Annotated in this window: 24 protein-coding genes; 16 read left to right on the top strand and 8 right to left on the bottom strand. The window is 71.7% G+C overall.

Translation table 11 applies throughout. The features are described from left to right. Nucleotides 1–281 precede the first annotated feature (281 nt). The 3 genes from KXC43_RS02505 (at nucleotide 282) to KXC43_RS02495 (ending at nucleotide 3,172) form a co-directional block, all read left to right on the top strand. Complete coding sequence (locus tag KXC43_RS02505; protein ID WP_308128936.1) at nucleotides 282–1,703, top strand: family 43 glycosylhydrolase; 1,422 nt, start codon at nucleotides 282–284, stop codon at nucleotides 1,701–1,703. A gap of 251 nt (nucleotides 1,704–1,954) precedes the next feature. After that, the gene (locus tag KXC43_RS02500; RefSeq protein ID WP_221374198.1) at nucleotides 1,955–2,665 is read left to right on the top strand and encodes a DUF3159 domain-containing protein; all 711 of its coding nucleotides are present in this window, start codon (nucleotides 1,955–1,957) and stop codon (nucleotides 2,663–2,665) included. A 333-nt stretch (nucleotides 2,666–2,998) separates the two neighbouring features. Then, complete coding sequence (locus tag KXC43_RS02495; protein ID WP_221374197.1) at nucleotides 2,999–3,172, top strand: CsbD family protein; 174 nt, start codon at nucleotides 2,999–3,001, stop codon at nucleotides 3,170–3,172. Between the two features lie 288 nt (nucleotides 3,173–3,460). Here KXC43_RS02495 and KXC43_RS50470 read toward each other — a convergent pair whose 3' ends face one another. Continuing rightward, nucleotides 3,461–3,592, bottom strand: coding sequence for a hypothetical protein (locus KXC43_RS50470; protein WP_255643317.1), 132 nt, complete (start codon nucleotides 3,590–3,592; stop codon nucleotides 3,461–3,463). Between the two features lie 172 nt (nucleotides 3,593–3,764). Between KXC43_RS50470 and KXC43_RS02490 the strand changes: the two genes are divergently transcribed. Beyond that, nucleotides 3,765–4,343: a DUF3455 domain-containing protein gene (locus KXC43_RS02490; RefSeq protein ID WP_221374196.1), complete on the top strand. Its 579-nt coding sequence runs from the start codon at nucleotides 3,765–3,767 to the stop codon at nucleotides 4,341–4,343. A gap of 39 nt (nucleotides 4,344–4,382) precedes the next feature. Here the strand turns inward: KXC43_RS02490 and KXC43_RS02485 are convergent, their stop codons facing one another. The 3 genes from KXC43_RS02485 to KXC43_RS02475 are packed head-to-tail and all read right to left on the bottom strand — an operon-like array spanning nucleotide 4,383 to nucleotide 7,089. Further along, the gene (locus KXC43_RS02485; RefSeq protein ID WP_221374195.1) at nucleotides 4,383–5,495 is read right to left on the bottom strand and encodes a sensor histidine kinase; all 1,113 of its coding nucleotides are present in this window, start codon (nucleotides 5,493–5,495) and stop codon (nucleotides 4,383–4,385) included. Between the two features lie 5 nt (nucleotides 5,496–5,500). After that, entirely contained in the window at nucleotides 5,501–6,571 is a 1,071-nt protein-coding gene (locus KXC43_RS02480; RefSeq protein WP_221374194.1) for a sensor histidine kinase, read from the bottom strand. A 14-nt stretch (nucleotides 6,572–6,585) separates the two neighbouring features. Beyond that, nucleotides 6,586–7,089: a hypothetical protein gene (locus KXC43_RS02475; RefSeq protein WP_221374193.1), complete on the bottom strand. Its 504-nt coding sequence runs from the start codon at nucleotides 7,087–7,089 to the stop codon at nucleotides 6,586–6,588. Nucleotides 7,090–7,207: 118 nt separating this feature from the next. Between KXC43_RS02475 and KXC43_RS02470 the strand changes: the two genes are divergently transcribed. The 5 genes from KXC43_RS02470 to KXC43_RS02450 all read left to right on the top strand — a co-directional run bounded on the left by KXC43_RS02470 (nucleotide 7,208) and on the right by KXC43_RS02450 (nucleotide 11,855). Continuing rightward, the gene (locus tag KXC43_RS02470) at nucleotides 7,208–7,870 is read left to right on the top strand and encodes a response regulator (RefSeq protein ID WP_221374192.1); all 663 of its coding nucleotides are present in this window, start codon (nucleotides 7,208–7,210) and stop codon (nucleotides 7,868–7,870) included. Between the two features lie 208 nt (nucleotides 7,871–8,078). Beyond that, nucleotides 8,079–8,903 carry an alpha/beta fold hydrolase gene (locus KXC43_RS02465; protein WP_221374191.1) on the top strand — a complete coding sequence of 275 codons (825 nt, stop codon included), beginning with the start codon at nucleotides 8,079–8,081 and terminating at the stop codon, nucleotides 8,901–8,903. Between the two features lie 91 nt (nucleotides 8,904–8,994). Next, on the top strand, nucleotides 8,995–9,939 hold the full coding sequence (locus KXC43_RS02460; RefSeq protein WP_221374190.1) for a S1 family peptidase: 945 nt from the start codon (nucleotides 8,995–8,997) through the stop codon (nucleotides 9,937–9,939). 105 nt (nucleotides 9,940–10,044) lie between these two features. Beyond that, complete coding sequence (locus KXC43_RS02455; RefSeq protein WP_221374189.1) at nucleotides 10,045–11,028, top strand: ATP-binding cassette domain-containing protein; 984 nt, start codon at nucleotides 10,045–10,047, stop codon at nucleotides 11,026–11,028. Then, the gene (locus KXC43_RS02450; protein ID WP_221374188.1) at nucleotides 11,025–11,855 is read left to right on the top strand and encodes an ABC transporter permease; all 831 of its coding nucleotides are present in this window, start codon (nucleotides 11,025–11,027) and stop codon (nucleotides 11,853–11,855) included. Before KXC43_RS02455 ends, KXC43_RS02450 begins: the two co-directional genes overlap by 4 nt. Here the strand turns inward: KXC43_RS02450 and KXC43_RS02445 are convergent. After that, a complete protein-coding gene (locus KXC43_RS02445; RefSeq protein WP_221374187.1) occupies nucleotides 11,837–15,181 on the bottom strand; it encodes an AfsR/SARP family transcriptional regulator in 3,345 nt (1,114 codons plus the stop codon). The genes KXC43_RS02450 and KXC43_RS02445 overlap by 19 nt on opposite strands. A 160-nt stretch (nucleotides 15,182–15,341) precedes the next feature. Here KXC43_RS02445 and KXC43_RS02440 point away from each other — a divergent pair, with 160 nt between their 5' ends. The 5 genes from KXC43_RS02440 to KXC43_RS02420 all read left to right on the top strand — a co-directional run bounded on the left by KXC43_RS02440 (nucleotide 15,342) and on the right by KXC43_RS02420 (nucleotide 20,563). After that, entirely contained in the window at nucleotides 15,342–16,337 is a 996-nt protein-coding gene (locus KXC43_RS02440; RefSeq protein WP_221374186.1) for a Bug family tripartite tricarboxylate transporter substrate binding protein, read from the top strand. Beyond that, a complete protein-coding gene (locus KXC43_RS02435; protein ID WP_221374185.1) occupies nucleotides 16,334–16,831 on the top strand; it encodes a tripartite tricarboxylate transporter TctB family protein in 498 nt (165 codons plus the stop codon). The genes KXC43_RS02440 and KXC43_RS02435 overlap by 4 nt, the downstream gene beginning before the upstream one ends. A 1-nt stretch (nucleotide 16,832) precedes the next feature. Further along, the gene (locus tag KXC43_RS02430) at nucleotides 16,833–18,341 is read left to right on the top strand and encodes a tripartite tricarboxylate transporter permease (RefSeq protein WP_221374184.1); all 1,509 of its coding nucleotides are present in this window, start codon (nucleotides 16,833–16,835) and stop codon (nucleotides 18,339–18,341) included. A 76-nt stretch (nucleotides 18,342–18,417) separates the two neighbouring features. Beyond that, complete coding sequence (locus KXC43_RS02425; protein WP_438870853.1) at nucleotides 18,418–19,653, top strand: SGNH/GDSL hydrolase family protein; 1,236 nt, start codon at nucleotides 18,418–18,420, stop codon at nucleotides 19,651–19,653. A gap of 49 nt (nucleotides 19,654–19,702) precedes the next feature. Beyond that, nucleotides 19,703–20,563 (top strand): alpha/beta fold hydrolase, encoded by an 861-nt coding sequence (locus KXC43_RS02420; RefSeq protein WP_308128935.1) that lies wholly within the window; start codon nucleotides 19,703–19,705, stop codon nucleotides 20,561–20,563. Here the strand turns inward: KXC43_RS02420 and KXC43_RS02415 are convergent. The 3 genes from KXC43_RS02415 to KXC43_RS52560 all read right to left on the bottom strand — a co-directional run bounded on the left by KXC43_RS02415 (nucleotide 20,528) and on the right by KXC43_RS52560 (nucleotide 23,111). Beyond that, the gene (locus KXC43_RS02415; protein ID WP_221374182.1) at nucleotides 20,528–21,361 is read right to left on the bottom strand and encodes an alpha/beta fold hydrolase; all 834 of its coding nucleotides are present in this window, start codon (nucleotides 21,359–21,361) and stop codon (nucleotides 20,528–20,530) included. The two genes, KXC43_RS02420 and KXC43_RS02415, sit on opposite strands and share 36 nt — an antisense overlap. Nucleotides 21,362–21,476: 115 nt before the next feature. After that, complete coding sequence (locus tag KXC43_RS02410) at nucleotides 21,477–22,025, bottom strand: enoyl-CoA hydratase/isomerase family protein (RefSeq protein WP_221374181.1); 549 nt, start codon at nucleotides 22,023–22,025, stop codon at nucleotides 21,477–21,479. 183 nt (nucleotides 22,026–22,208) lie between these two features. Then, nucleotides 22,209–23,111: a TetR/AcrR family transcriptional regulator C-terminal domain-containing protein gene (locus tag KXC43_RS52560; protein WP_221374180.1), complete on the bottom strand. Its 903-nt coding sequence runs from the start codon at nucleotides 23,109–23,111 to the stop codon at nucleotides 22,209–22,211. An 84-nt stretch (nucleotides 23,112–23,195) separates the two neighbouring features. Between KXC43_RS52560 and KXC43_RS02400 the strand changes: the two genes are divergently transcribed. Further along, nucleotides 23,196–23,930: an ABC transporter ATP-binding protein gene (locus tag KXC43_RS02400; protein WP_221374179.1), complete on the top strand. Its 735-nt coding sequence runs from the start codon at nucleotides 23,196–23,198 to the stop codon at nucleotides 23,928–23,930. Next, on the top strand, nucleotides 23,927–25,225 hold the full coding sequence (locus tag KXC43_RS02395) for an FtsX-like permease family protein (protein ID WP_221374178.1): 1,299 nt from the start codon (nucleotides 23,927–23,929) through the stop codon (nucleotides 25,223–25,225). The genes KXC43_RS02400 and KXC43_RS02395 overlap by 4 nt, the downstream gene beginning before the upstream one ends. The last annotated feature ends 108 nt before the right edge of the window (nucleotides 25,226–25,333 follow it).

Genomic DNA, 25,333 nt, shown 5'->3' with positions numbered 1-25,333 from the left:
GAGCTTGACCGCGATATTGTTATCGCTAACAATGTCGCCAGGCGCTTCGAAGGTCGTCGATGCAATGTCGTCGAGCGTGTTCAGGCAGCTGTTCGTCATACAAGCCGGTCATCAACCGCCGGCACGGCCGTCCGTCGCGCAGCCGCTCGTCATACAACTGCTGGTCATACAACTGCTCGTCATACAACTACTGGTCATACAACTGGTCGTCGTACAACTGCTCGTCCTACAGCTGGCGGTCTTCTTCGGCCGTCGACCGAGTGCCGGAAAGGCGGTGCGGTGTGAAGCGACTCGTCAGTCTGCTCATCCTGGCGGCGGCTGTTCTTCTTGTTCCGGCGAGGCCGGCGGTGGCCGCGCCGCCGGTGGCCTACTCGAACCCGATCGCCAATCAACGGGCTGACACGCACGTCTGGAAGCACACCGACGGCTACTACTACATGACCGCGACCGTCCCCGAGTACGACCGCATCGTGCTGCGCCGGGCCACGACCGTTCAGGGCCTGGCCGGCGCGAGCGAAACGGTGATCTGGCGTAAGCACGCGAGCGGCGAGATGAGCGCCAACATCTGGGCGCCGGAGATCCACTTCATCGACGGCAGGTGGTACGTCTACTTCACGGCCGGGCGCGCCGACGACCGGTTCCGCATCCGGATGTACGTACTCGAGAGCTCGTCAGCCAACCCGCTGACCGGCGCCTGGACCGAGCGCGGACGAATCGTCACCGCCTGGGACACGTTCTCGCTCGACGAGACCACGTTCGTCCACAACGGCGTCCGCTATCTCGCCTGGGCGCAGCAGGAGCCGGGCATCGCCACCAACTCCAACCTCTACCTGGCGCGGATGTCGAACCCCTGGACGATCACCGGCACACCCGTGCGCCTGGCTGTCCCGACCCTGGCCTGGGAGACCCGTGGGTACGCGGTGAACGAGGGGCCGGCCGTGATCGCGCGCAACGGCCGGGTCTTCATGACGTATTCGGCCAGCGCCACCGATGCGAACTACTGCCTCGGGCTGCTCACCGCGTCGGCCACCGCCAACCTGCTCAGCGCCTCGTCGTGGACCAAGAGCCCCAACCCGGTCTTCGTCAGCAACGCGGCCACCGGTCAGTACGGCCCCGGGCACAACTCGTTCACCGTCGCCGAGGACGGCCAGAGCGACCTGCTCGTCTATCACGACCGCAATTACCGCGACATCAGCGGTGACCCGCTCAACGACCCGAACCGCCGCACCCGCGTGCAGAAGTTCTACTGGAACGCCGACGGCGCCCCGAACTTCGGCATCCCGATTCCCGACGGCCTTCATCCCGTACGGCTGAGGTCCCACAACGTCCCCGACCGCCACCTGCGTCACTGGGAGTTCCGGGCCCGCCTCGACCCGAACGTGACCGTGCTCGCCGACTCGCAGTTCCGGATCGTTCCCGGTCTGGCCGGCGGCGGCTCGGTGTCGCTCGAATCGACCAACTATCCCGGTTCCTACCTGCGCCACCGCAACAACGAGGCATGGGTCGACCGCGCCGACGGAACGGCCCTGTTCAACGCGGACGCCAGCTTCCAGCGCCGCTCCGGCCTGGCCGACGCGGCCGGCGTCTCGTTCGAGTCGGTGAACTTCCCCGGCCGCTATCTGCGGCACGTCAACTATCTGCTCCGCCTCGAGACCGCTCCCGACGCCCTGAGCCGCGGCGACGCGACGTTCCACCTGGAGTGAGCTCCCGCGCCTGACGCTCTGAGTCGCGGCGGCGCGACGTTCCACCTGGAGTGAGCTCCCGCGCCTGACGCTCTGAGTCGCGGCGGCGCGACGTTCCACCTGGAGTGAGCTCCCGCGCCTGACGCTCTGAGTCGCGGCGGCGCGACGTTCCACCTGGAGTGAGTCCCCGCGCCGGCTGCAGTTAGGCTTTCCTAACTGTCGAGCAGACGGTCCTCTGCCGGGTCCGTCTGCCGAGCGGACGGGGTGTGGGGATGACGCAGCCGGAGTCGCTGCCGCAGCTGCTCAACGGGCGGCGTGCCGCGGTCGACGCCACGCTGCCGGCCGTCGGGTTCGTGGCCGGCTGGCTGGCGGCCGGCCAGTCGATCTGGGCCGGCGCCGGCGTGGCGGTCGTGTGCGCGATCGCCATCTCGGTCTGGCGTCTGCGCCGCGGCGAGAAGCCGCGCGCGGTGCTGATCGGCCTGCTCGGTGTGTGCGTGGCCGCGCTGATCGCCCTGCGTACCGGCCGGGCCGAGGACTTCTTCCTGATTCAGCTGCTGAGCAACGCCGCCAGCGCTCTGGCCTGGGCGGTCAGCATCGTGATCCGCTGGCCGCTGCTGGGCCTGATCGTCGGCGCCGTCCTCGGCCAGCGAGCCCGCTGGCGTCGCGACCCGGCTCTGCTCCGCTCGTACGGCCTGGCCAGCTGGGTGTGGGTGCTGCAGTACGTCGTACGGCTGGCCGTCTTCCTGCCGCTCTACGCGGCGGGCCAGGTGGTCGCGCTGGGCGTCGCGCGGGTAGCCCTGACCTGGCCGCTGGTGGCCGCCTGCCTGGCCGTGAGCTGGTGGGTGATCCGCCGCACCCTGCCCGCTGACCACCCCGGCCTCCGCCACCCCCGGACCCCCGGCCGGCCCACCGAAGTCACCCCGGACGCCCGCAACGATGCCACCCCTGACCAGCGCACCGAGGTCGTCCCCGACGGCCAATAGCGCCTACCGCCGACCATCGTCGCGGCCTGCGAGCGCCGGCGCCTTCAACCGCCCGTGGAGATGACCCCTGTTCGGCGTCGGCATTGCCCGATCTGAGTGCAGCCGCCGACCCTTTCCGGACCGGTGCGAGAACCCGGGCGTCAGGATCAGGCGCCGCTCGGCATTGCCGGGTCTGAGTGCAGCCGCCGACCGTCCTCGCCTGGTGCGAGACCGTCGCCGCCAGGATCAGGCGACCCGCGGAGGTGTCAATCTCGGATCTCGCCGACGGAAATGATTGCCGCCGGGCAAGGAGGGGTACCCCTAGGTTGTTGGCACGACGAAGTGGAGGCTGACATGGCATTCGATGACAAGGTCGACAACAAGGCTGAAGAGGTTGGCGGCAAGGTCAAGGAGGGCGTCGGCCGGGCCACGGACGACGAGAAGCTCGAGGCCGAGGGCAAGGCCGACCAGAGCAGCTCGAAGGTCAAGCAGGCTGTCGAGAACGTCAAGGACGCTTTCAAGTCCTGACCGCCCCGCACACCACGAACGGCCCGCGGCTCTCGAAGCCGCGGGCCGTCGTCATGCGCGGGCAGCGACGCCGGCCACCAGTAGAGCACCGCTCACCTCCGCGCCGGACGGCAGCACGCCGGGCCCGCGCCGATGTCGTACGGCCGATCAGAGCGTTCGCCCGCGAGGCGGGGGAGTGGGAAAAGAGGACCGTCACGGTGAAGCCGGGCGGAGTCGCTTACTCGCTGTTGATCTGGCCCCACTACGTGAACTTCGACCGGACCGAGTGCGAGCGGTCGAGGTGCGCGGCTACCGGGTCTGTCCGCCGGACGAGACGGCCTCGATCTTCGTCAGCAGCACCCAGGCCATCTGCTCGGCGAAGGTGTCGGGACAGGGCGGGTACGTCCGACGGCCACCCGCGCGGGTTGCGGCAGGATGCATCCTAAGCTGCGGAAATGCCTTCGGAAACCGCTACTTAACAGTAGGGTCAGCCGAACGGGCCATCCATCGAGGACGAACGGGCAACATCGACTGTGATGTACATCTGGAGGCGGCCGGGAACCGTGTCAGGAGGCGAAGGGGCGACGCTCACGCCCCCAAACAAGGAGTTTCCATGCTCAACACGAAGCGTTCCCGGGTTCGCGCCGCCGCCGGGGTGGGGATGGCGGCCGTGGTCGCCACCGTCGGCGCCGTGACCTTCAACGCCTCAGCCGCCGAGCAGGCCGCCGTCGCGCCGGCCGCTGTCGGGGCCGATGCCCGCGCCGTGTCGATCCCGGGCATCCCGGACGCGATCAAGCCGCCGAAGGGCGCCAAGCCGATCGGCGCGTACTTCGTCGCCTCCGGCACCCAGACCTACACGTGCGCCGGCGGCATCTTCACCGGCGCGTCCGTGCCCGAGGCCCAGCTGATCGGCACCGGCGGCCGCATCCACCACTTCGGCGGCCCGAGCTGGCAGTCGACCCGCGACAACTCGCTCGTCAAGGCGAAGAAGATCGGCGAGAGCGCGCGCACCGGCACGATCCCCGAGCTGCTGCTCGAGGTCACCGAGAAGTCGGGCAGCGGCGTCATCGGCACCTCGACCCACATCAGCCGCCTGCTCACCTCGGGCGGCACCGCCCCGGCCGGCGCCTGCACCGACGGCGCCAAGAAGGCCGTCAAGTACGGCGCCGTCTACGTCTTCTGGAAGGCCTGACCGCCACGCTCCACGCCGTCGGCTCGCGCCTCGACTGGGTCAACGCCCGGTCGAGGGCGCGGCCGGCGATCGAAGGGGCAGCTCGGCCCGCACCAGCCATCCGCCACCGGGTGCCGGACCGGCGTCCAACCGGCCACCCGCTTCCCGTACGCGGTCGCGCAACCCGGCCAGGCCGCGCCCGGTGCCGCCCAGGGCCAGCGCGTCCTGGATCGGCTGGTCGTTCTGCACCCGTACGCGCAGGGCCCGGCCCGAGCCGGCAACCTCGACCCGTACGGCCGCTCCCGGCGCGTGCCGCAGGGCGTTGGTCAGGCTTTCCTGCACCACGCGGAACGCGATGTGCGCGACCGGCGCCGCCACCCCGTCGCGGTCGCCCGAGAAGCGGCACGTCACGTCGAGGCCGCTGCCCGCCGCCCGGGTGACGACCTCCTCGATCAGCGACAGGTCGGGCCCGCCGACCTCGGTGCCGCCGAGCAGTTCGACGAGCCGGCCCAAGTCCTCCCGTCCGCGCCGGGCCGACTCGGCGATGGCGTCGAACGCCGCCCGGGACCGTTCCGGATCGTCGACGAGCCGTTGCCCGGCCGCCGCCTGGATGATCAGCACGCTGATCGCGTGGCCGACGATGTCGTGCAGCTCAGCCGCTATCCGGGAGCGCTCGTGCCGCCGGGCCAGGTCGGCGAAGAGCTCCCGCTCCTCCTCCAGCTCGCGGTTGCGGGCGTCGAGCCGGGCCGCCGCCTCCTGCCGCAGCCGAAGCACGGTGCCGGCGAAGAAGCTGGGCACACTGAACATCGCGACCGCCACGAGGCTGGTATCCACTATGGACCAGAGAAGCCAGACGTACGCGACCAGTCCCGCCCCGGCCACCCGGGCCGCCCGCCCGCGCCAGGCCAGGGCGGCCACCCCGGCGAGCAGCGCCATGATGACCAGCGCCGGGTCGGGGAACCACCCGCCCGTCCCGATCAGCGCCGCGAGCAGCCACAGCCCGCCGCCCACCCCGACGACAGCCCGCGGGTGCTCCCGCCACCACAGCAGCGTGCCCCCACTGGCGAGCAGCAACCCGGTCAGCGGGACGTTCCACGAGCCGTGGACGGCGGTCGGCAGCGCGACGACGGCCAGGACCATCAGCACGATGCCCACCCGCTCGAGCTGCCGCACGGCGCTCACCCCGGCACGGGCAGCTGGGCCACCACCCGCGCCCGGCCCCGTGTGAGCTTCACGTCGACCGAGCCGCCCAAGAGCCGTGCCCTTTCCCGGGCCCGGGTCACCGCCGCGCGGACGTCAGCCCCACGGCTCACCGAACCGTTCACGTGGATCTCCAGAATGTCGTCGGCGAACCGGATCGCCACCTCGAGCCCACCCAGCGAGCCGGCCAGATATTCGACGATCCGGTAGGCCGAGAGCTCCACCGTGGCCGGCAGCGAGCGCGGATCGCCGGTGACGGTGAGCCGCGAACTCGCCGAGCGGGCCAGCAGCGCGTCGAGGTGCGCCACCGTCGGGGCCGGCGTCAGGTCGGCCTCACCGCCGCGCAGCAGCCCGACGATCTCCCGCATGTCGTCCATCGTCCGGCGCCCGCCCACCTCGATCTGTTCGAGGAGCGTTCGGGCCTGGGCGGGCGCCAGCCCTTCGGCCGACTCGGCGGCGCGGGCCAACTGTTCCAGCCTGTCCTGCAGCAGGCCGTCGAGTTGCCGGGAGAGCTGCGCGCGGTCGTCGGCGACCACCAGCGTGGCCCGCTCGTCGCGCAGCCGTCGCAGTTCCTCGTCGCGGGCGCGCAACTGCCGGTTGAGGAAAGTCCGGTGCCGGGCCGCCCGCCCCACCCCGAAGACGATCAGCGCCACCGGCGTCGCGAGCACCATGGTCCCGACCCCGGCCGCCGTGTCCAGCGCGAGCACGGCCACACAGAGCAGCAGGCTGAGAGCGAAATTCACCCACGCTTTCGTACGGCTGTAGGCCAGCGCCCCGAGAAAGGCCAACGTGAACGCGAGGGGCAGCCCGGCACCGCAGCGGGTGACCCACCCGAAGACGAGGTCGTGCAGCACCATGACGGCCAGCGCGAGCCCGCTCACCACCAGCACGCTGCGCCGCCACCACAGCACCGGCACGGTGGCCGCGGCGAAGACCGGGATCAGCCAGGCCGAGCCGTCGAACTCGGCGATGTCGTAGCTCATCAGCACCACACCGAGGGCGGTGAGGATTCCCGCGACGAGCCCGTCGACGGCTCTGACCCTGCTCATGGCCGGTCCTCCCCTCAGGCGGCGACCAGTTGCTTCCTGGCCACCCGATTCTGGACCGTGAGACCGATGCCGTAGAAGAGGGCAGCGACCGGGAGTCCGATTTCCAACCCACCGGGCAGTCCACCGATCGAGCTGTCCCGCACCAGCGTCAGCACGATCAGGGCCACCACCCCGGCCAGCCCGATCGCCTGATTGCGCAGGCCGCCGGCGAAACGGGCGACGGCGTACGCGAGAGCGGCCGCCAGCGGCAGGCCGACCCCGCACCGGGTGAGCCACCCGAACGCGAGCACGTGCGCCGCCATCACCGCGACGGTGAGCCAGGTAGCCGCGAGAGCGTTGCGCCGCCGCCACAGGATCGGCACGGCCACCAGCAGGAAGGTCGGCAGGATGAGCCACGACGTGGTCGACACCGGGTGCGCCAGAGAGGTGTCGCCGTCCGCCATCAGGTTCTCGACCATGAGCAGAATGCCGCCGGCGGTGAACAGTCCCGCCAGCACGTAATCCGAAGTTTTTCTCATGCCGCCGACGTTAGGAAGCCGGCCCCGTAGCCTTCGTCTGCCTGAAGGACGATGTTCGGCGACGGCATCGTCCGCAGGGATGACCCGCCGGACGCCGTCCCGGCGGGACAATCGCGGGATGACCGAGAAGATCCGGGTGCTCATCGCGGACGACCAGACCCTCGTCCGCACCGGCTTCCGCGTCATCCTCGAGGCCGAGGGCGACATCGAGGTGGTGGCCGAAGCGGGCACCGGCACCGAGGCTATCCGCCAGGCCGGCCTCACGGCCCCCGACGTGATCCTGATGGACATCCGCATGCCCGAACTCGACGGCCTGTCCGCCACCGAGCAGATCCTCCGCCACCCCGACCCGCCCACCATCGTCGTGCTGACCACCTTCGACCAGAACGAGTACGTCTACCGGGCGCTGCGGGCGGGAGCGGCAGGCTTCCTGCTGAAGGATGCACCCTCCACCCGACTGATAGCCGCGGTCCGAGCGGCCGCCACCGGCGACTCCCTGATCGAGCCGTCCATCACCCGGCGCCTGGTCGAACGCTTCGGTGCCCCGCAACGGCCCGCGGGCCCGCCACCCGAACTGGCCGCCCTGACCGACCGCGAGCGGGACGTGCTGCGGCTGATCGCGCGGGGCCTGTCCAACGCCGAGATAGCCACCGAGCTCGTAGTGGCCGAAACCACGGTCAAGACGCACGTGGCCCGGATTCTCACCAAGCTGAGCATCCGCGACCGCGTCCAGGCAGTCGTGCTCGCCTACGAAACCGGCTTCGCCGCCCGCTCGTCCTGATCAGCCTCGCCGGGGGATTTCAGTCTTGTCCGCCGACAACTCCGGCTTCGCCCGAATGGCCGAAATCGTCGCCGGGACCACCCTCCGGGCGTTGGCGTGACAGCGAATTCGAAAGTTGTCGTTCATCACGTATTGCTGTCGGAGAGCACCTCCGCGGGCATAGCTTGGCCGGTGGGAGCACTCCCAGCACAGATGAGCGGAGACCGGCATGGGTTACGTAACCACTTCCGACGGCGTCGAGATCTTCTACAAGGACTGGGGCTCGGGGCAGCCCATCGTGTTCAGCCACGGCTGGCCGCTGTCGGCCGACGACTGGGACGCGCAGATGCTTTTCTTCCTGAGCAAGGGCTACCGGGTCGTCGCGGCCGACCGGCGCGGGCACGGACGGTCCACTCAGGTCAGTGACGGCCACGACATGGACCACTACGCCGACGACCTCAAGGCCGTCGTCGAGCACCTCGACCTGCGCGACGCGATCCACGTCGGCCACTCGACCGGCGGCGGCGAGGTCGCCCACTACATCGCCCGGCACGGCGAGGAGCGGGTGGCGCGGGGCGTGCTCATCAGCGCCGTTCCGCCGTTGATGGTGCAGACCGAGGCCAACCCGGGCGGCCTGCCCAAGGCCGTGTTCGACGACCTGCAGGCGCAGCTGGCCGCCAACCGGTCGGAGTTCTACCGGGCGCTGCCGTCCGGGCCCTTCTACGGCTTCAACCGGCCGGGCGTCGAGTCCTCCGAGGCGATCATTCAGAACTGGTGGCGCCAGGGCATGATGGGCGGCGCCAAGGCTCACTACGACGGCATCGTGGCGTTCTCGCAGACCGACTTCACCGAGGACCTCAAGAAGATCACCGTGCCGGTGCTGGTCATGCACGGCGTCGACGACCAGATCGTCCCGTACGCGGACTCCGCCCCGCTCTCGGCCAAGCTGCTGAAGAACGGCACGCTGAAGTCGTACGAGGGCTTCCCGCACGGCATGCCGACCACCCAGGCCGACACGATCAACGCCGACCTGCTGGAGTGGCTGCAGTCCTGAGCCGTTCGTCCCCGGGGGCCGGCGTCCCCGGGGACCTGTGTCCTCAGGGATGCGGTCCGTAATTGGCGGTCTGCCTCTATTGTCGTCCCCGATGAGAACGCTATCGAGGGTCCTCGTCGCGTTGGCCGCCATCGTGGCCACCGGGACGGTGAGCACGCCGGCCCACGCGATCGCGAACGGTGACGGCGTGCCCGACGGAACGTACGAGTTCGCGGTCAAGCTCACCGACATCGGCATCCCGACCGCCGACGGGGGCAAACGGAACAGCTCCTGTTCGGGCGGGTTGATCTCGCCGCACTGGGTGCTGACCGCCGGTCACTGCTTCAAGGACGAGAACGACAAGCGCGTCTCGCGCACGGTGGCCGACAAGACCATCGCCACGATCGGCCGCGCCGACCTCAAGGGCAAGGCCGGAGTCACGGCCAACGTCGTCGAGGTGCGCCAGCACGGCTCGGCCGACGTGGCGCTCGCGCGGCTCGACAAGGCGATCACCGGCATCACCCCGCTCAAGCTCAACCGCAGGAAGCCCGTCGACGGCCAGCGGTTGCGCCTCGTCGGCTTCGGCCTGACCAGCGGCACCGCCAAGCGGACGGCCTCCCGCCTGCAGACCGGCCAGTTCGAGGTCACCTCGGTCTCGAAGGTCGAGCTGGGTGTGGAGGGCGCGGCCCCGCGCAAGACCACCAGCGCCTGCCCGCACGACTCGGGCGGCCCCTACTTCACCGACGGCAAGCCGGCCGTCGTGGTGGCTGTGGTGAGCCGTGGCCCGCGCTGCCCGCACAGCGGCGCCGACACCTCGACGCGCGTAGACGCGATCGCCCCCTGGATCCTGTCGGTGGTCGGCAAGGATCTCGCGCCCCGTCCGTCCGCGAAGCCCGCGCCGGCCAAGACGCGCGCCGCGCCGCTACCAACCGCAGGGCCAGTGAGCGAGCCCACATCACCCCTGCTGTGGATAGCCGCGATACCCCTGGTTGTGCTGGTCGGCGGGTTGATCGTGTGGACCGTGAAGCCGCGCCGGGGAACCCACCGCCGCCGCTGACACGGCTGTGTCAGCGATATGTGCGCAAGATGTCAGCGCACCGCGCGAACCTTCTCGTCGAGAGCCGGCGCCACACGGCGCCGCTCGCGACGGGAGGAAAGTGACATGAGTGACCTCGTAGTGCGCGCGGAGGGACTCCGCAAGCGCTTCGGCAAGACACAGGCACTCGACGGGGTGGACCTCGCGATGCGCCGCGGCACCGTGCTCGGCGTGCTCGGGCCGAACGGAGCCGGCAAGACCACGGCCGTGCGCGTCCTGGCCACCCTGCTGCGCCCCGATGAGGGCTACGCCGAGGTGGCCGGCATCGACGTGCTCAAGCAGCCGGCCCGGGTGCGCCGCCGCATCGGCCTCACCGGCCAGTACGCCAGCGTCGACGAGGACCTGACCGGCACCCAGAACCTGGTGCTGATCGGTCAGCTGCTCGACCTGCGGACCAGCGACGCCAAGAAGCGGGCGGCCGAGCTGCTCGAGTGGTTCGACCTCGCCGAGGCGGCCAACCGGATGGCCAAGACCTACTCCGGGGGCATGCGGCGCCGCCTCGACCTGGCCGCCAGCCTCGTCGGCCACCCCGAGGTGATCTTCCTGGACGAGCCGACGACCGGCCTCGACCCGGCCAAGCGCGAGGACATGTGGGGCGTGGTGCGCACCCAGGTCACCCAGGGCTCCAGCGTGCTCCTCACCACGCAGTACCTCGAAGAGGCGGACGCCCTGGCCGACGAGATCGTGGTGATCAACCACGGCAAGGTGATCGCCCACGACACCCCGGACGGGCTCAAGCGGCGCGTCGGCGGCCTCACCCTGAGCGTCCGCCCGGCCGACCCGGCCAAGGTGCCCGACACGTTGCGGGTGCTCGACGCCGTTGCCGCGCCCGGCACGAGCGCGTCCGCCGAGACGGCCGCGGGCGCCCGCCCCGGCGCGGTCAGCGTGCCCGTGGCCGGCGACCTGGCGCTCGACGAGGCCGTTCCGGCGCTGCGCCGGGCCGGCGTCGAGGTCGTCGACTTCGGCCTGCACCTGCCCAGCCTCGACGAGGTGTTCCACGCCCTCACCGAGGGAACCCCCGCGCCCAAGAAGGAGTACGAGCTCGTATGACCACCCTCGACGTTCCCACCCGCGGCGGCTTCACCGGCGACATCGACCGTCCACGCGGCGGCGCGCCGGCGGCATTGATGCGTCACAGTCTGGCGCTGGCCCGGCGAAGTCTGATCAAGACCGTTCGCACGCCCGAGGCCCTGATCGACGTCACCGTCCAGCCGGTGATCTTCCTGCTGCTGTTCACCTACCTGTTCGGCGGGGCCATCGGCGCCGGCGACCGGGGCGCGTACCTCCAGTTCCTGCTGCCCGGCCTGCTGGCGCAGTCGCTGGCGCTGGGCGGCATCGCGCTGGGCCAGAACCTGAACGCCGACATCGAGAAGGGCGTCTTCGACCGGTTCCGCTCGCTGCCGGTCGCCCGCTCGGCTCCGCTGATCGGCGCCGTCTCGGCGGACGTCGTTCGCTATCTGACGGTCTGCGTGTTCATGCTGGGCTTCGGGACGTTGATGGGCTTCCGGGTCGAGACCGGCTTCGTGCCGGCGGTGGCTGCGGTCGCGCTCAGCATCGGCTTCGGCCTGTGTTTCTGCTGGATCTCGGTCTGGGTCGGCATGCTGGTCCGCACCCCGGGCGCCGTGCAGGGCGTCATGTTCCTGCTGATCTTCCCGCTCTCGTTCGGCAGCAACGTGTTCGTGCAGACCGACACGCTGCCGGGCTGGCTGCAGGCCTTTGTCCACGTCAACCCGATCACCCCGCTGGTGTCGACGATCCGCGGACTGCTGGTCGGCGGCCCGGTGGCACACAGCCTGACGATCACCCTGGCCTGGATGGCCGGTCTGCTGGTCGTCTTCGTCCCGCTGGCCCTGCGCGCCTACGCGCGGCGGGCCTGAACGGGGGGCAGTTCGCCGCGGCGCAGACGGGCCGGATCGACCTGGACGGAAGCACTCCTGCCGTCCAGGTCGAAACCTTCCCCGTACGCCGCGGTGAAGCCCTTTTCGCCCAGAGCGGTCCGGGTCCGGGTGGTCACCTCGCGGATGTTCGGGTCGCTGCGATCGTGGCTGCCGCGCAGACGGGCGGCCGCGCCGAGCAGGCGGGCCGCCTCGCCCGGGTGGCCCTGGCGTTCGGCGAGACCGGCCGCGGCCACCGCCACGAAGGCCAGGACCGGTTTGTCGCGGCTCTCCACGGCTGCGGTGTAGGCGCCGGTGAGCGCCCGCTGGGCGCCGGCCAGATCGCCCACCTCCACGTTGAGCGATGCCCGCACGGTGCCGGCGATGGCCCGGCCGTGATCGCCGGCGAACAGCGGGTCGGCCGCCATCTGGGCCTCGGCCAGGTCGATGAGCTCGCGCGCCCGGCCCAGATCGCCGAGGCGGATCCACATCCCGGCCTCCAGCGCGTTGAGCAGCACCAGCATCTCCGGGGCGGCGCCGTGCAGGGCCCGTTCCCGCAGGGCGACCAGCATGGCGACGGCCTGCTGCTCGTTGCCCTGGCGCATGTGCAGATCGATCCAGCGCAGATCGATGAAGAGCTCGTCGTTGAGGCTGAGCGACCCGAACTCGCGGGCCAGCGAGCGGGCCCGGCTGAGGTCGGTCAGCGCACCGTCCAGATCGGCGCCGTACTGGCGCAGCAGGGCCCGCATGGGCAGCGCGGTCGCCTGGCCCCAGCGGTCGCCGACACCGGCGAAGCACTCCAGCGCGGCGGTCACGTGGACGTCCATCGTCTCGATGTCGCCCTCGTTCTCGGCGAACTGGGCCCGGAACAGGTGGGCCAGGCCGGCCAGCCAGACGTCCCGGCCCTTGATCAGGCGGTTGATGACCGACAGCGACCCCTCGTCCTCCCGCAGGAAGAAAAGCGACAGGGCGGTCAGGGCGCCGGCCAGGCCGGGCAGCGCCGGGTAGGCGAGCAGACGGTCGGTCAGCGCCCGCAGCTCCGCCTCGCTCCGCTCGACGGCCTCGGTCGTCATCGTCGAGCGGGCGCCGACCCGGTTGAGCAGCAGCATGGCCTCGGCGCAGTCCCGCCGCAGCGAGTGCCCCGCCGCCGGCGCCTCGAGCGCCTCGGCCAGCCAGAACGTCGCGTCGGTGTGCCGGCCGAACATCTGCCAGTACCAGGCCAGGTCCATCGCGAGGGCGACCGCGCCGGCGCCGTCGCCGATGTCGCACAGGTGGCGCAGGGCGGCGAGGGCGTTGTCGTACTCGGCGTTGAGCTCGCGCAGCGCGCCCAGCTGACGACGGTCGCGCAGCTGGGGCTCGAGGCGGGCGACGAGCCGGGCCAGATGGCGGGCGGCCAGGCCCCGTACGGCGGTCAGCTCGGCCCGGTCGGCCAGGCGCTCCATGCCGTACTCGCGCAGGGTCTCGAGCATGCGGTAGCGGCCCGGCTCCGGTGCGAGCTGGAGCAACGAGCGGTCGACGAGGGCGCCGAGCAGCTCCGGGATGTCGGCCGGGGAGACGGTCGTGCCGGCACAGACCGCGGCCGCCGTGGCCGCGGTGACGCCGCCCGGCAGCACGGCGATCCGCTCGGCCACCGTACGTTCGTGGTCGCCGAGCAGATCCCAGCTCCAGGCGATGACCGCGCGCAGCGTGCGGTGACGGGGGCTGGCGGTGCGGCTGCCCGTCGTGAGCAGGCGGAACCGGTCCGACAGGCCGGTCGTGAGCTCGGCCAGCGACAGTGTGCGCAGCCGAGCGGCGGCCAGCTCGAGAGCCAGCGGCATGCCGTCGAGCCCCCGTACGACCCGCACGATGTCGTTCCCGGTGGTCTCGTCGACGTCGAAGCCGGGGCGCACGGCTGAGGCCCGTTCGACGAAGAGCCGGACCGACGCCGTACGCCGGACATCGTCGACACTGTCGCCGGGCGCGGGCAGGGCCAGCGGCCCGAGCGGCACCAGCGCCTCGCCGTCGACCGCCAGGGGCTCGCGGCTGGTGGCCAGCACCTTGAGGCCCGGGCACCGTGGCAGCAGGGCGGCGAACAGATGCGCGACGGCCTCGATGAGATGCTCGCAGTTGTCGGCGACGAGCAGGCTCTCCCGTCCGCTGAGCTGCTCGACCAGGACGTCCAGCTCCGCCCCGGATGTTTGCATCCGGGCCGACGGCTCGAAGAGCGCCGACCCGCGCAGCCCGACCGCGGTCAGCAGGGCCGCGCCGACCTTGGCGGGCTCGGTGACCGCGGCCAGGTCGATCAGCCAGGTGCCGTCCCGGTACTCGTGCCGCCGCCGTCGCGCGGCCTCGATCGAGAGCCGCGTCTTACCGGCCCCGCCCGGCCCGACGATCGTCACCAGTCGCCCGGCCGCCAGCAGCGTGTCGATCCGCGCCAGATCGTCGTCCCGCCCGACAAAGCTGGTGAGGGGCGCCGGCAGGTTGCTGGGCGGCAGCGCCTCGATCCGGTCGGCCGACCCGGGGGTCTCCGCGCCGGAGGGCGGGGCAACGCCGGGCGCCGGCCGCGGGTGCGCGGTCGCGGTTCCGGCGGGAGAGCGTAGGAGGCGCAGATGGCGCTCGTGCAGGGCGGTTCCCGGGTCGGCGCCCAGCCGGTCGGCGAGGATCTCGCGCATCGCTTCGTAGACACCCAGCGCCTCGGCCTGCCGGCCTTGGGCCGCGAGAGCGTCCATGAGCAGGGCCGCAGCCCGTTCGTCGAGCGGTTCCTCGGCCAGCAACGCCGTGAGCCGGGCGGCCGCGTCGCCGGCCCGCCCCAGCACGAGTTCGGCCTCGGCCAGGTCGGCCACCGCCTCGACCGAGATCCGCCTCAGCCGGGTGGCCGTGGCCGGCGCCACCGTGGCGACGGTGGCCGGCTCCGCGGCGACCGGACCCACCCACAGGGCCACCGCCTCGGCCAGCAGGCCGGCGGCGGCCCGTGGATCCTCGGTCCGCAGCTTCTCGCGTCCGCCCGCGGCCAGCCGTTCGAAGCGCAGCGCGTCGACATCGTTCCCGGTCACATCGAGCCGGTAGCCACCCTCGACCGGCACCACCGCACCGGGCCGGCCCAGGATTTTCCGCAGCCGCGACACCAGGGCCTGCAGCGCGTTGCCCGGTTCCGCCGGCCGCCCGTCGGCCCAGACCGCGTCGACCAGCGTCCCCGCGTCGACCGGCCGCCCGCCGCCCAGGGCCAGCCGCACCAGCAGCCCCCGGACCCGGGCGCCGGGAACGGCAACCACGGCCTCGCCGCAGCTCACCTGAAAGGCGCCCAGCAGCCGCACCCGCAGCCGCGTCGCCGCATCCCCGTCCCCGCCCACGTCCTGATCCTCCCGCGCCGCACCGCACGGACCCAAACCACCCCTCAGCATTCCGGCTCGTGAGCGGGTAGCCGGGTGCGGGGCGATTGACTAAAAGATCCAGGTAGCTGAATCTATGAGGAGTGTCGGGCGGAACGTCACGAAAGCGCGGTGAGGACCGATGCGGTACTCCTGGCGACCCGCCGTCGCGGGGCCCTTCGTGGCCGCGGCGGTGGCAACGTTGCTGCTGGTCGCGGCGCTCGTGGGAGGCGGGGACGACGACGCGGGTTTTCTCAACGGGAAGCAGTTGCGGCTGATGGCGCCGGCCGGCCCGGGCGGGGGATGGGATCAGACGGCGCGTGAGATGCAGACGGCCCTGCGGGAGCAGGCCGGTCGCACCGAGGTCTACAACGTGGCGGGGGCGGGCGGGACGATCGGTCTCAGCCAGTTCGTCCGCTACGAGGGGGACCCGACCCAGCTCATGGTCATGGGGCTGGTCATGGTGGGCGCGATCGAGAGCAACGACTCGCCGGTGGCGCTCGACCGGACGACGCCGCTGGCCCGGCTGCTCACCGACTACGAGGTGATCGTCGTGCCCGCCGACTCGCCCGTGAAGAACGTGACCGACCTGGTGTCGGCCATGAAGGACGACGTCGGCAAGGTGAGCTGGGCCGGCGGGTCGGCCGGCGGCATCGAGCAGATCCTGGCCGGGCTGGTGGCCGACGCCGTCGGCGCGGATCCGGCCGAGGTCAACTACGTGGCTCACTCGGGCGGCGGCGAGGCGCTGTCCACGCTGCTCTCGGGGCGGGCGACGGCCGGCGTCTCCGGGGTCTCCGAGCTGGTCGGGCAGATCAGGGCGGGCACGATCCGCCCGATCGCCGTCTCCAGCCCGCAGCGCCTGCCCACCCTGCCCGATGTGCCCACCCTGAAGGAGCAGGGGGTCGATGTGGAGCTGGCGAACTGGCGCGGCGTGGTCGCGCCGCCCGGCATCAGCGCCGCTGACGAGCGGCAGCTGGAAGACCTTCTCCTGCGGATGACCCGCACCGACGCGTGGCGGGAGACCCTGGAGCGGCGCGGCTGGCTCGACGCCACCCTGACCGGCGACCAGTTCGAGCAGTACATCGCGGGCGAGCGCCGCACGGTCACGGACGTGCTGGTCAAGATGGGCCTGGCATGACCGACATCGAGGAGGGGCGCCCGCTCCCGGAGACTCCCGAGGTCGCGCACCGCGAGGCCCGGGCAGCGGGCGCGCTCGGCGTGCTGATGGTCGTGGCCGCGGTCGTCGTGCTGATCGACGCCGCCCGCCTGCGCGATTCCGACGACGCCCTCGGCCCGGCGGCCGCGCCCACGCTGCTCGGCATCCTGCTCGGACTGCTCGGGGGCGCTCTGGCGTTCCAGTCGCGCCGGTTCCTGCGTACGCCCGGAAGCCCCGGACGGCGCCTCTGGCGCCTGGCGGCCCTGGTGGTGGTCCTGGTCGCGTTCGCCCTGCTGCTGCCGATCATGGGGTACGTGGTGAGCAGCGCCGGCCTGTTCACCGCGGCCGCCCTGCTGCTGGGGGCGCCGCACCCGGCCCGCGTGGCCGCCTACGGCTGGACCCTGGCCGTGGTGGTGTTCCTGGTCTTCGACGTGCTGATCGGGCTGTCGCTGCCCACCGGGCCGTGGGGGTTCTGACATGGGTGACCTGCTCAACGGCTTCGCCGACGCGCTCACCCCGGGCAACCTGCTGTGGGCGTTCGTCGGGGTCACGATCGGCACCGCGGTCGGCGTGCTGCCGGGCATCGGCCCCGCGCTGACCGTGGCGCTGCTGCTGCCCGTCACGTTCCGCCTCGAACCGGCGGCCGCGCTCATCATGTTCGCCGGCATCTACTACGGCGGGATGTACGGCGGCTCGACCACCTCGATCCTGCTGAACACGCCGGGCGAGAGCGCCTCGGTGGCCACCGCGCTCGAGGGCAACAAGATGGCCCGCGCCGGGCGGGGTGCGGCCGCGCTGGCCACGGCCGCGCTCGGCAGCTTCGTGGCCGGCACCATCGGCACGATCGCCCTGTCCGTCGCGGCGCCTCTCGTCGCCGACATCGCGGTCAACTTCGGGCCGCCCGAGTACGTCGCCCTGATGGCGGTCGCCTTCGTGACGGTCAGCGCCCTGCTCGGCCCGAGCCTGCTCAAGGGCGCGGCCGGCCTGGTCATCGGGGCCACCATCGGCCTGGTCGGCATCGACACCCAGACCGGTCAGGCCCGTCTCGCGTTCGGTCTGCCCTCGCTGTTCGACGGGATCGACGTGGTGATCGTCGTGGTGGCGCTGTTCGCGCTGGGCGAGACGTTCGCGCATCTGATCGCCGGCACCGGGGGCAGCCGGGTCGAACCCCTGCGGGGCCAGCCGATGCTCTCCCGCCAGGACTTCCGCCGCTCGTGGCCGGCCTGGCTGCGGGGCACCGCCCTCGGTTTCCCGATCGGCAGCCTGCCCGCGGGCGGCGCCGACGTGCCCACGTTCCTCAGCTACAGCGTCGAGAAACGGCTCTCGAAGCGGCCCCAGGAGTTCGGCCACGGCGCCATCGAGGGTGTGGCCGGGCCCGAGGCGGCCAACAACGCGGCGGCGGCCGGTGTGCTCGTGCCGCTGCTGACCATCGGCCTGCCCACCTCGGCCACCGCGGCCGTCATCCTGACCGCCTTCCAGTCGTACGGCTTGCAGCCCGGCCCTCAGCTCTTCAGCGAGTCCGGGGATCTGGTGTGGGCCCTGATCGCCAGCCTCTACATCGGCAACGTGCTGCTGCTGGTGCTGAACCTGCCGCTGGCCCGGGTCTGGGTGCGGCTGCTGGGCATCCCGGCGTACGGCATCTATGCCGGCGTTCTGGTCTTCGCCTGCCTGGGCGCCTTCGCGGCCGGCGGCACGATCGCCGACCTGATCGTGCTGACCGTGCTCGGGCTGGTCGGCCTGCTGATGCGCGAGGCCGGCGTACCGGTCGCGCCGGCCGTGGTCGGGCTCATCCTGGCCCCGCTGGCCGAGCAGCAGTTGCGCCGGGCGCTGGCACTCTCCGAAGGGGACTGGACGACGCTGGTCTCGTCGCCGCTGACCGTGGCGCTGTGGATCGTCGTCGTGCTGGCCCTGGTGGCGCCCGTGGTGCTGGCCCGGCGCCGCCGACGGGTTTCACAAACCCTTGACGAAACATCCTCGACACATTGACGACCTCCGAACCAGATGATCGGATCGGAGTTCCGAAGATTATTCGGTTCTTCCGGTTCTGGAGGCCGCCTTGTCCGTGTGGCGTCGACTCGCCGTGCCCGTTGTGCTCGCCCTCACCGCCCTGACCGCTACCGCCGTTCCCGCGCAAGCCGCCCCGCCCACCGCCGCCGTCGCGCTCGGCGACAGCTTCATCAGCGGTGAGGGCGCCGGCGCCTACCAGCCCGTCGTCGACGTGAACGGGCAGGCCCAGGCCTTCCCGGGCTGGTCCGCGGCGAACAGCAACGCCTTCTTCTGCCACCGCTCGGCCAACGCCTCGCTGCTGCGTGCCTCGCTGCCGGGCATCCAGGACAGGTTCAACCTGGCCTGCTCGGGCGGGCAGCCGCACGACATCGCCACCGCGTCGAACGCCCGCGAGAAGGGCCGAACGGTGGCGTCGCAGCTCGACCAGTTGCGCGCGGTCGGGCGTACCCATGACATCGACCTGGTGCTGATCGGGCTGGGTTCCAACAACAGCCAGTTCACCTTCGGCGACGTCGCGGTCAAGTGCGCCAACCGCTTCGTGGCCGACGCCTGGACCGGGTGGTGGGAGTTCTGGGCCTACATCGGCGGGCCGGTGCCGCAGGCCCCGTGCGCCGCCGGCGACCTGGCCACGGCGGCACAGTTGAGCGCGGCCCGGAGCGAGACCCTTTCCGCCGTACGGGAAATCCTGCGCACGCTCGACCAGATCGACGCCGACGGAGCGCACCGCGTGGTCTTCCAGGACTACACGAACCCGCTGCCGACCGACCTCGAGAGCACCCTGTGGGAACAGGACGGCCGGGCCGACGACCGGGACAAGTTCCGCGAGCTCGGCGCCGAACGGTACCGGGCCGGCTGCCCGATCCACCGCGCCAGCCTCGCCGCCGGGCACCTGTTCTCGGGCGGGCTCGGCACGCTCGTCTCCGAGGTGCACAGCTCGCTGCGGGCCGAGTTCCCCGGCGACGACCTGATCTATCTGAACGTGCAACGCGCCTTCGACGGCGCCCGGTTGTGCGAGCGCACCGGGAGCCCCGGCAATGCGCTGGCCACCCCGATCCGGCTCATGGACGGACCCACGGGAACGTTCCTGACCGACCTCTCCGGCTACGACAAGATCGCCATCCAGCGGATCGCCAACTCCTGCGTCACGTACTTCCAGACCTGCCAGGAGTCGTGGCACCCCAACGCGGCCGGTCACGGCGTTCTCGGCCAGTGCCTGGCCGGAGCCGCGGTCACGGCCTCGCGTTCCGTCCAATGTGTGCGCTCCCCGAGCGGCACGATAACCGTCGGCTGACCGGGTAAACCCGGCCGCGGTGAGGCCGCGGCCGGGCTATCCTCTGCGCGTGACGGGATCCCTGGACACCGGACAGCCGCATGTCGCGACGTTTGTGACCGCCGGGCCGCTGCGGCTGTGGACCGAGCGGATCGGGGACCTCGCCTGTCCCGCGGTGCTGCTGATCGCGGGCGCCTCGGCTCAGGGCTACACCATGCCCGACGCGCTGGTCGCCCGGCTCGTCGACCGCGGCGCGCAGGTGATCAGGTACGACCACCGCGACACCGGGCGCTCCAGCACGGTCGACTACGACCAGGACCCCTACGGCCTGACGGAACTGGCCGGCGACGCCGTGGCCGTCCTCGACGCGTACGGCGTGGAATCCGCCCACATCGTCGGGGGATCCATGGGCGGCATGATCGCGCAGTGGCTCGGCTTGCACGAACCGGCTCGCGTGCGCTCGCTGACCCTGCTCTCGACCAGCCCGGTGGGCATCGACCCCGCCTCGTCCCCGCTGCCGCCGCCGGCTCCGCATTTCCTGCGGCACGAGGCCGGCCCGCCCGGCGTCGAATCCGATGTGGTGCTCTTCCGCCTGATGAACGGCGACGTCCGCCCGTTCGACGAGCCGGCCACCCGGGCCATGCTGGAACGCTGCTGGGCGCGGGCGGCCGACCCGTCCGCCGCGGCCAACCACGGCCGGGTCGCCCAGCGGATGACCCCCGACCTGCAGGTCCCGCTGTCGACGATCACCGCGCCGACCCTCGTCGTCCACGGCGACCAGGACCCGATCTATTCGCCGGCCCACGGCGAGGCGCTGGCCGCCGCGATCCCGGGCGCGCGTTTCGAGCTCGTGCCGGGCATGGGCCACGTCTACCTCTCGCCGGGCCTGCCGGAGCTACTGGCCGATCTGGTGCCGGTGCACACCGCCTGACCAGGTCAGCGTCTCCCACCAGTCCGCCGGGGAGGGCGTGTGGCCGGCCTCCTCGCTGATGCGCACCTCGGCGTCGGGCAGACGGGCGCCGACCAGGGCCGCATCCGGGACGGCCCGCCCCGGATCGCGGCGACCGGCCCAGATCAGCACGCGACCGGGCACGTCGCGTAGTGCGAACCCCCACGGGTGGACGTCGGTGGCGAGCCAGTCGCTGATCAGACCGGCCGAGTTCTGGCGAGCGCCCTCCCGCTGGGCGTCCTCGGCCGGCCGTAACCACGGGTCGTCGCCCGCGGCGAGCGCCCGCCGGTGCTGGGCAAGGGGATCCACGGCGTACCACTGGGCCGCGTGCGTGACGAAGCGGCGGCCCGCCCCGGGAACGAAGCGCATCTTCCAGCTCTGCCAGAGCTGCCGGCCGCGGACGGTTCCCAGCTCCCGGTACGGCCCGGTCAGGGCGACCGCCGCCACCCCGGTGAGCCGGTCCGCCAGCCGGACCCCACAGGCCAGCGCGTACGGCGCCCCGCCGGAGAACCCGGTCACCCCGAAGCGCTCGATCCCGAGCGCCCTCGTCAGCGCCCCGACATCGTCGGCCACGCCGAGCAGGGTGGACCGTTGCACCGGGTCGGACCGGCCGTAACCCGGCCGGTCCATCGTGATCAGCCGGATGCCGCTGAGCGCCTGCTCATCCGGTCGGCTCAGTCGCGAGCCGGGCGTGCCGTGCAGGAACACCACCGGCAACCCCGCCGGATCGCCGAACTCGGCCCAGCTCAGAACCCGCCCGCCCGGCAACACCAGATCCATGACCGCCCCCGCCTCCGCGCTGGGCAACTATTGAAACAGATCGATGCGATGCGAGGTCGGGCGGTACACCGCAACGAACGACCCCGTCCGTTTCCGACAGGACAGGCTTCACCCCTCACCGATTGGCTATCGCTGCTCCCAGGTGGGTCTCGACTCCGTCCGGTTGTTGCAGGCCCTGCTCGAAGAGGGACTGCACGAACGGGCGGTGCTCGGGGCGGCCGGCGGTGGAGAAGTAGGCCTTCAGGCCCGCGGCCAGCTCCTCGTCGGCGGGGAGGGTGGCCACGTCGACCAGGGACTTGATGCCGGCCACGGCCACCCGGTCGAAGGCGGCCATGCGGCGGGCGAAACGGTCGGTGAACCCGGCCAGCTCGGCGTCGGGCACGACACGGTTCACGTAGCCGTAGTCGGCGGCCACGGCCGCCACCAGATCGTCGCCGCCCAGCAGGATCTCGAGCGCGCGGCCGCGGCCGACCAGGCGGCCCAGGCGGGCCATCGCGCCGCCGCCGGGGACGGCGCCGACGCCGACCTCGAACTGGCCCAGCACGGCCTGGTCGGACGCGAAGCGGATGTCGGTGGCCAGGACGAATTCGCTGCCCGCGCCGCGCGTGCGGCCGCCGATGTGGTCGATCAGGGCGGCCAGTTGCTCGACGGTGTCCGGGTCCATCAGGTTGACCCGGGGGGTTGCCGAACGTCACCCGCCAGTACGCGGGGCTGACCTCGGTGAGGCGGAACTGTTGTGCGGCTGTCATGCAAACAGCTTCGGCCCCGGGCCCCCGGTCGCGCCCCGCCCGCACGGTGACTTCCCTTGCGCGGGCGACCACGGCCGTTGCCACCGCCCTGACCGGGGCTACTTCGCGCGCCCTGACAGCTGGGTCTCGAGGCCGTCGAGCAGGCGTTGCAGGCCGTATTCGAGGAGCAGGTCGAGGGTCAGCTCGCGGTTGTCGGAGGCCATGAACCGCGCCATCAGGGGGAGTTTGCCGGTGGCCAGCACCTCGGTGAAGCGTTGCTGCTGGGCGTTCATCCATTCGGTGTCGGTCATGCCGGTCTCCTGAACTGCCTGCTCTTCCTCCTCAAGGTTGACGGCGGTTCCCCGCACGTAGTTCGCGATGGTCACCGCGGCCCGGAACTGGGTGTTGGGGTCGAGGCCGCGGCCCTCCAGCGCTCGCATCGTCCATTCGGTGTGGGCCATGGCGTTGGGCGCCAGCAACGGGCGGGTGAACGAGATGGCCTGGGCCAGCCAGGTGTGGCGGCGGTACATCGACCACTGCAGGCGGGCCAGGGCCTCGACGCACACTCGCCAGTCGTCGCGGGACGGGTCGAGGCGGGGCGGGGGTGGGTTGGCCGCCATGACCTTGTCCATCATGAGCAGCACCAGTTCCTCTTTGTCGGTGACGTGGCGGTAGACCGACATCGTGGGGATGTCGAGCTCGCCGGCCAGGCGCCGCATCGTGAGGCCGGACAAGCCTTCGGCGTCGGCGATCATGATGGCGGTGCGGACCACGAGATCGCGATCGGGGGCGGTGCCGGTCGGCCGGGTGGCGCCGGCCACGATGGTGCCGACGCCCGGTTTCGGCCGCACCAGGCCCTCGGCGCGCAACTGGTTGATCACCTTGGTCGCCGTCGCCATCGCCACGTCGTACTCGGCCATGATCTGGCGGGTCGACATGATGCGCTCGCCCGGGGGTGGTTCGCCCGCGGCTATGCGGTCGGCGAGCTCGGCGGCGATCCGGCGGTAGACAGGAACCTGCACTAGTGCACATTACCCCTCCGCACTACGTGAAACGGGGTGCTGGCACTACCGATTTCCAGGGTAGTGCGTTCGTACGGTGTACTCATGACAGACGTTGTGAGCCTCGAAGCCCTCTACAAGACGTACGACGGTGGCGTCACCGCCCTCGATGGGGTGACCGCCTCTTTCCCGGCCGGGAGCTTCACGGCCGTGATGGGTCCCTCCGGGTCCGGCAAGAGCACGCTGTTGCAGTGCGCGGCCGGCCTCGACCGGCCCACCGGCGGCCGCGTGTTCATCGACGGCGCCGAGTTGACGGCCACCAAGGACACCGCGATGACGAAGTTCCGGCGCACCCGGGTCGGCTTCGTGTTCCAGGACTACAACCTGCTGCCGTCGTTGACCGTGGAGCAGAACGTCGTGCTGCCGTTGCGGCTCGCCGGTCGCCGGGCCGACCGTCACCGCGTACGCGAAATTCTCGACCGCCTGGGCCTGGGCGACCGCCGGGACGAGCTGCCGGAGCGGCTCTCGGGCGGCCAGCGGCAGCGCGTCGCCGTGGCCCGCGCGCTGCTGGCCCAGCCCGCCGTCGTCTTCGCCGACGAGCCCACCGGCGCGCTCGACCTGCGCAGCGCCCGCGAAGTGCTGACCCTGCTGCGGTCGGTGGTGCACCAGCACGGCCGTACGGTCATCATGGTCACGCACGACCCGGTCGCCGCCGCGTACGCGGACTCCGTGCTGTTCCTGGCCGACGGCCGGCTGGCCGGTTCGTTGCGCGCGCCGACCCCCGACGCCGTGGCCGAGCGCCTGGCCCACCTCGGCGACCGCGTGGGGGTGCCGGCATGATCGCCGTCGCGCTGCGCAATCTGCGCCACCGTCCCGGCGGCTTCGTCGCCACGTTCCTGTCCGCCTTCCTGGGCGCGGCGCTCATCATGGCGTTCGCGTCGTTGCTGGACACCGCTTCCGGCGCCGACGCCGCGAGCAACGAGTCGCTGGTGACCACGGCGAGCGTGGGCGGTGGCTGGTGCCTGGTCATCGTGGCGTTCGCGGTGACCTCCACCTTGACGCTGGCGGTACGGCAGCGCGACCAGCAGTTCGCGCTGCTGCGGTCGGTGGGGGCGACCGGCCCGCAGCTACGCCGGATGATCGTGGGGGAGGCCGTGGCGGTCGCCCTGCTGGCGTCCGCGGTGGCCGTGCCGGTCGGGTGGGCGCTGGGTCGCGTGCTGGTCGATCTGTTGCAGAACACCGGCCAGGTGGCGTCCACCATCGACCCGGTGTTCGGCCCGGTCGCGCTGGGCGCCGGCTTCGGGGTCACGCTGACCGGTTCGCTGGTGGCGGCGGTCGCCACGGCCCGGCGTACGGCTGCTCGGGACCGCCGGAGGCAACGGCCGCTGCTGCGGCGCATCGGCGCCGGGCTGTTCCTGCTGATCGGCGCCAACTGTGCCCTGCTGACCGCGACGCTGATGGACGGCAAGGGCATCGACGCGATGCAGACCGCCGGTCAGGCCGGCATCTGGGCGGCGATCGGCCTGGCGCTGCTCGCGCCCGAGTTGCTGCGGCTGGTCACGGCCGTGCTGGGTCCGGTCGTACGCCTCTTCGGCGCCCCCGGCGAACTGGCGCTCAGCGGCCCGCGCCTGTCCTCGGCCGTGATGCCCGTGCTGCTGTTCACCGGCATCGCCACCGGCACCGTCTACATGCAGGGGATCGAGGACCGCGCGGCCGCCGGCCAGATCCAGCCCGCCTACGCCCAGGACATCCAGACGCTCAACTACGTGGTGGTCGGCATGGTCACCGTCTTCGTGGCCATCATGCTGGTGAACACCCTGATCGCCGCGACCACCCACCGCCGCCGGGAGTTCGCCCAGCAGCGCCTGGCCGGCGCCACCCGCGGCCAGGTGACCGGCATGGTCGCTCTGGAGGGTGTCCTGATCACGGTGACCGGGGTCCTGGGCGGCCTGGTGGCCTCGCTGTTCACCGTCCTGCCCTTCGGCTCGGCCCGCGCCGGCCGCGTCTGGCCCGACGCCTCCCCGGCCGCGTTCGGCATCGTCGCCGCGATCGCTGTCGTGCTGACGGCTTCGGCCCTGGTGCAAACGGCCCGCCGCACACTCCACGGCCCGGCCACCGCCGCCGTGCGGGCGTGAAAACCGGTCGACAGGGGCGGAGGGAGGTCCGTACGGTTTCCGAAGTTGATCGTTGAGCGAGGGGAGGACGCCGTGCAGTACCGCACAGCTCCTCTCCTCGTGTCCGGT

The sequence above is a fragment of the Paractinoplanes polyasparticus genome (assembly GCF_019710575.1).
Lineage (GTDB): Bacteria > Actinomycetota > Actinomycetes > Mycobacteriales > Micromonosporaceae > Actinoplanes > Actinoplanes polyasparticus.
Note: the sequence above shows the minus strand (reverse complement) of the source record. Positions and strands in the feature narration are given on the sequence as shown.